Origin of the sequence: Lutibacter sp. (assembly GCF_046055765.1) — a bacterium.
Classification (GTDB): Bacteria; Bacteroidota; Bacteroidia; order Flavobacteriales; family Flavobacteriaceae; genus Lutibacter.
In genome coordinates this window covers 1-6,325 of the sequence record NZ_JASFZF010000026.1, presented here as the reverse complement: position 1 = coordinate 6,325, position 6,325 = coordinate 1, and the positions used below count along the sequence as shown (strand labels likewise).

General features: G+C 28.2%; 3 protein-coding genes. All 3 read left to right on the top strand.

All coding sequences use genetic code 11. From position 1 onward, the window contains the following. The first annotated feature begins 507 nt into the window (after nucleotides 1–507). Nucleotides 508–4,776, top strand: coding sequence for a type II CRISPR RNA-guided endonuclease Cas9 (gene cas9, locus QM495_RS02970; protein WP_408670621.1), 4,269 nt, complete (start codon nucleotides 508–510; stop codon nucleotides 4,774–4,776). 102 nt (nucleotides 4,777–4,878) lie between these two features. Next, entirely contained in the window at nucleotides 4,879–5,781 is a 903-nt protein-coding gene (gene cas1 / locus QM495_RS02965; protein ID WP_408670620.1) for a type II CRISPR-associated endonuclease Cas1, read from the top strand. Between the two features lie 28 nt (nucleotides 5,782–5,809). Next, nucleotides 5,810–6,151 carry a CRISPR-associated endonuclease Cas2 gene (gene cas2 / locus QM495_RS02960; protein WP_408670619.1) on the top strand — a complete coding sequence of 114 codons (342 nt, stop codon included), beginning with the start codon at nucleotides 5,810–5,812 and terminating at the stop codon, nucleotides 6,149–6,151. Nucleotides 6,152–6,325 lie beyond the last annotated feature (174 nt).

Below are 6,325 nucleotides of genomic sequence, written 5' to 3'. Positions count from 1 at the left end.
TATAGTAAAAACGGGTGTCATTCCTGCGAAGGCAGGAATCTAAACGCATCCTATTTATGGATTCCTGCCTTCGCAGGAATGACAAAACAACTATAAAACGCACTAATTCAACAATTTGTATTATTTTATTTATATCGAACTCTCGTTCTTAGTTATTGGAATAGCTTGGAAGCAATTCAACATTGGAGATTAAATGTAGATTATATAGAAGCTAGAGAAAAGGGCAGAAGTACTTGGTCCAAAAAGTTTAAAGTTAGAATTTGTTGTGTTGAGCAAGATTATGAGTTTCCCCACTTTATACCAATTTAATTCTTTTATAAACGAAAACGACATTTAACTAAATAAATGCCGCTTTAAATGTTTTCACAACGGAATAATCCTTATTGTGAATTGCTTTCAAATTTGTAATTCAAATATACAATTTTTTTCTTGTTAAATTTTATGATAAAAATCAACTTTAAAAAGTTTTTATTTTTATAACTTTAATTTCTTAAAAAAAATGTAAATATGAAAAGAATATTAGGGCTAGATTTAGGAACTACGTCTATTGGATGGGCATTGGTAAATGAATCTGAAAGCAAAACTGAACAGTCAGAAATTATTAAATTGGGTGTTAGAATTATTCAATATGATAATTTTAATAAAGTCGATAAATCGGGTAAAATTAGCGATTCAAAAAATCCAATTGAAGATTTTGCATCAGGAAAAGGATTATCACCTAATGCTAAAAGAACAAAACAGAGAGGTGCAAGAAGAAATTTACAGCGTTTTAAACTTAGAAGGAAAAACCTTATTGAAATCCTTGAAAAAAATGATTGTATTTCAAGTAGTACTCCATTGACAGAAATTGGAAAGAACTCAACTTTTGAAACCTTAACACTTAGATCTAAAGCTGCTTCAGAAAAAATTGAATTACATCAATTAAGTAAGATCTTATTGGCTATTAACAAAAAAAGAGGTTATAAAAGTAGTAGAAAAGCAAAGAATGAAGATGAAGGAAGTATTATTGATGGAATGGTTGTAGCTAAAGAATTATATGATGACAATCTTACGCCGGGGCAATTTGTTTTAAACCTTTTAAAAGATGCAAAAAAATATATCCCCGATTTTTATCGCTCAGATTTACAATCTGAGTTTGATACTATTTGGAACTTTCAAAAGAAATTTTATTCAGAAATATTAGTTGATTCACTATATAAAGAAATTAAAGGAAAAAATAAAGGAGCCACTTGGAAGATTTGTGAAAAACCATTTTATTTAGTTGGAATTAAACGAATAGGTACTGCTAAAGAAAAAAAAATAGAACAATATGAATGGAGAGTTCAAGGTCTTTCAGAAAAATTAGAGTTAGAACAATTAATTATTGTATTTCAGGATATTAATAATGATTTAAATAAATCGAGTGGGTATTTAGGAGCAATAAGTGATAGAAGCAAAGAGCTTTATTTTAATAAGGAAACTATAGGTGAAAATTTATACAATCAAATTAAAAAGAACCCGCATACCTCATTAAAAAATCAAGTATTCTATCGTCAAGATTATTTAGATGAATTTGAACAAATATGGGAAACTCAAGCAAAGTTTCATAAAATACTCACAAATGAATTAAAACAAAGAATAAGAGATGTTATTATTTTTTATCAACGTAAATTAAAATCTCAAAAAGGATTGATAAGCATATGCCAATTTGAGAAAAGAAAAGTAGAGATTATCGTTGATAATGTAAAAAAAATAAAAGAAGTAGGTCCAAGAGTGATTCCTAAATCCTCGCCTTTATTTCAAGAGTTTAAGATATGGCAAAACCTTAATAATTTAGAATTTAAAAACTCGACATCTAAAACGCTAATTAAAGTAAAAGAAATAGATGATGAAATTAGACAAGGTTTGTTTGATGAACTTAATTTAAGAGGTGATTTAAAGTCAAAAGATATATTAAACATTCTTAGTTCAGATTTTGATTTAGGCAAAATTTCAGAATGGGAATGTAATTTTGAGAAAATTGAAGGAAACATTACAAATGCCGCTTTATATAATATTTACCAAAATATTGTTGAAAATGAAGGCTATGGTTTTGATTGGGCTAAAAAATCTGCGAAAGCCATAAAAGAAGAATTAAAAATAGTATTTCCACAGATTGGTATTAAACCAAGTATTTTAGATTTTGATGCAGTTCTAAATGGAAAAGAATTTGATCAACAAGATTCTTATCAATTATGGCATTTATTATATTCAGCAGAAGACGACAGTAAAATAAATAAAGAAGATGAAATTATTTACGGGAACTCTAATGTTTCTTTAAAAAAGAAATTACATTTAAAATATGGGTTTCAACCTAATTACGCTAGTCTATTAACGAACGTTTCTTTACAACAAGATTATGGAAGTTTAAGTAGTCGAGCTATCAAAAAAATACTCCCTTTTTTAAAAAATGGAAATGAATTTTCAGAAGCTTGTGCATTTGCAAAAGACAATCATCCTAACTCTTTAACCTCTGAAGAATTAGCAAATAGACCTTTAAAAGATAAGTTAGAATTACTACCTAAAAATAGTTTAAGAAACCCTGTGGTTGAGAAAATTTTAAACCAAATGGTAAATGTTATTAATCAGGTAATTGACACCTATGGAAAACCCGATGAAATTAGAATTGAATTAGCGCGTGAATTAAAGAAATCGGCAAAAGAACGTGCTGATGCGACTAAATATATAAATAGTGCTAAAAGTAAACACGATTCAATAAGAATATTATTGCAAAGTGATTTTGGCATTAAAAACCCTACACGAAATGACATTATTAGATATAAATTATATGAAGAGTTAAGTGAGAATGGGTATAAAACACTATTTACAAATCAATACCTTCCTAAAGAAAAACTTTTTTCAAAAGATATTGATATAGAGCATATTATACCTAAAGCAATTTTATTTGATGATTCTTTTTCAAATAAAACATTGGCCTATAGAAAAGTTAATTTAGCAAAAGGAGATAGTACCGCAATTGATTTTATTACTAATAAATATTCAGAAGATTTAGAGAGTTATAAAAAGAGAGTTGATAGTTTATTAAAAGCTGATAAAATATCTAAAGGAAAATCTAAAAAGTTACTAATGTCTCGAGCTGAACTTCCAGATGGGTTTATTGAAAGAGATTTAAGAAACAGTCAATACATTGCTAAAAAATCGAAGCAATTATTAGAAGAAGTTGTTAGAACGGTAAATACTACAACAGGAAGTATTACAAATAAGTTACGTGATGATTGGGGATTAATAAATGTAATGAAAGAATTAAACTTACCTAAATACAAAGCATTAGGTCTTACCGAAATGCAAGAACGAAAAGAAGGTAAATTTATAGAGCAAATTATTGATTGGACAAAAAGAAACGATCATAGACACCATGCTATGGATGCCTTAACGGTTGCTTTTACAAGTTATAACCACGTACAGTATTTAAATAATTTAAATACCTTATATGGTCTAAATGGCAACGAAATAGATCACGAAAAAAGTAAATTAAAAGGAGTAAAAGATAAAGTAACAAAAGTTTATGAGTCTAAAAATGGTAGAAAAAAGAGACTATTTATTCCTCCAATACCAAATTTCAGGACAGTTGCAAAAAATCATTTAGAACAAGTTTTAATTTCTTTTAAAGCTAAAAATAAAGTAGTTACTAAAAATATTAATAAAACGAAAAGTACGCATGGTTTTATTAAAAAAATACAATTAACACCTAGAGGTCAGCTTCATAAGGAAACAGTTTACGGAAAACGGAATGAATCTTATGTTAAAATTGAAAAAATTTCTGCTAAATTCGATGCAATAAAACTAAAACAAGTTACAAAACCACTATATAGAAAAGTATTATTGAAACGTTTAGAAGAATTTGGAAATGACCCTAAAAAAGCATTTGCAGGTAAAAACTCTTTGGCGAAAAACCCAATTTATTTAAATAGTTCTAAAACTGAAAAATTACCTGAAATAGTTAAAACTAAAAGCTTTGAAACTAATTATACAATTAGAAAAGAAATAAACCCTGATAATTTTAAAGATATAAAGAGTATACAAAAGGTGGTTGATGTTGGAGTCCGAAAAATATTAGAAAATCGTTTAAAGGAATTTAACAATAAACCAAAAGAAGCGTTTTCAAATTTAGACAAGAACCCTATTTGGTTAAATCAAAGTAAAACTATTGCTATAAAAAGAGTGACTATAAATGGTGTTAAAAATGCAGAACCTTTACATGTGAAAAAGGATCATTTTGGGAAACCTATTTTAAATGAAAACGGAAATGCACAAGCTGTTGATTTTGTAAGTACAGGTAACAATCATCATGTTGCCATTTATAAAGATGAAAAAGGAAAATTGAAGGAAAAAGTAGTTTCATTTTATGAGGCAGTTGCAAATGTAAATGCCGATTTACCTATTATTGATAAAAGTTACAATCGTAGTTTAGGATGGGAATTTTTATTCACAATGAAACAAAATGAAATGTTTGTATTTCCTTCACAAGATTTCAATCCGCAAGAAACAGATTTATTAAATATTAAGAACATTAAAATTATTAGTGAGCATTTATTTAGAGTTCAAAAGATATCATCTAAAAATTATATGTTTACACATCATTTGGAAACAAAAGCAATAGATGGAATAATATTAAAAACTAAAAAACAGTTATCAGGTAAAACATTTAATTTTATTCAAAGTACTGAACCTTTAAGAAACATTGTAAAAGTAAGAGTCAACCATCTTGGTAAAATTGTTCACGTAGGTGAATATTAATTATATTAATAATTAACCAACACCTCTTAGTACTTTATAATCCAAGAGGTGTTGTATTCTAATATCAACATTATAATTCTAGGAGGTATGGTAAAATAAATTATGATAAAACGAACTCTTTTTTTTAGCACTCCAACTTATTTAAGCACCAAAAATAAACAGTTAGTCATATCATATCCTAATGATGAAAAAGAGACTAAAACGATACCTATAGAAGATGTAGGGATGTTGGTATTAGAAAATCAACAAATAACCATCACCAATGGGTTACTTTCAAAACTAATTGAAAATAAAGCGGCTATTATAACCTGTGATGCGTTTCATTTGCCCATAAGTTTATTACAGCCTTTGGTGGGACATAGTGAGCAAGCTGAACGTTATAGAAACCAATTAAATGCAAGTATGCCTTTAAAAAAGAACTTATGGCAGCAAACCATTAGTGCAAAAATAAATAACCAAGCCTTATATTTAGAACATTTACAGATACCAGCACGTAAATTATTTAAATGGGCAAGTGAAGTTAAAAGTGGCGATTTAGAAAATCATGAAAGCAGAGCAGCAGTGTATTATTGGAAACAACTATTTAACATACCTAATTTTACAAGAAAACAATATGGGGCTACACCTAATAATTTATTAAACTACGGTTATGCAATACTAAGAGCTATAACTGCCAGAGCCTTGGTAAGTTCTGGAATGTTACCTAGTGTTGGTATATTTCATAAAAACAAGTACAATGCCTATTGCTTGGCAGATGATATAATGGAGCCTTATAGAGTGTATGTAGATGTATTAGTGCATGAAATTATGCAAACAAATGTAAATGTAGAGGAGTTAACCACCAATTTAAAAATGGAATTGTTACAATTACCTACAATAGATGTATATATAGATGGTAAAAATAGCCCATTATTAATTGCTATGAGTAGAACTACCCATAGCTTATATCAGTGCTTTACAGGAGAAAGCAGAAAACTACTTTATCCAATGTATAAAACAACTTAAATAATGTATTTAGAAAAATTAAAAAGTAATGGGGCATTTTTCAAGATACAATCAATATAGAATTATGTGGGTACTTGTTTTTTTTGATTTACCTACCGAAACTAAAAAGGAACGGAGAGCAGCCGCTCAATTTAGAAAACAATTATTAACTGATGGTTTTACCATGTTTCAATTTTCTATTTATATGAGGCATTGCCCAAGCAGAGAAAATGCAGACGTGCATACGAAAAGAGTTAAAATTAATTTACCCAAATTGGGCAAGGTAGGAATTTTACAAATTACTGATAAACAATTTGGAATGATGGAGTTATTTTTAGCTCAAAAAATAACTGAAATAAAACAACCAATCCAGCAGTTAGAATTGTTTTAGTACAAGTTAGTTTCAATAGCATAAAAAAAATGAAGTCCTTTAAAAAACGGTTGCTAGTATAAAGCAATTTTTCTAAATCCTAGTAACTTACTTAACTCACAGTATGTTAAGGGTTTAATCTTAACTATACTGCGAATGCTAAGTAAAAATACAAATCTGAAAGCAATTCACAAC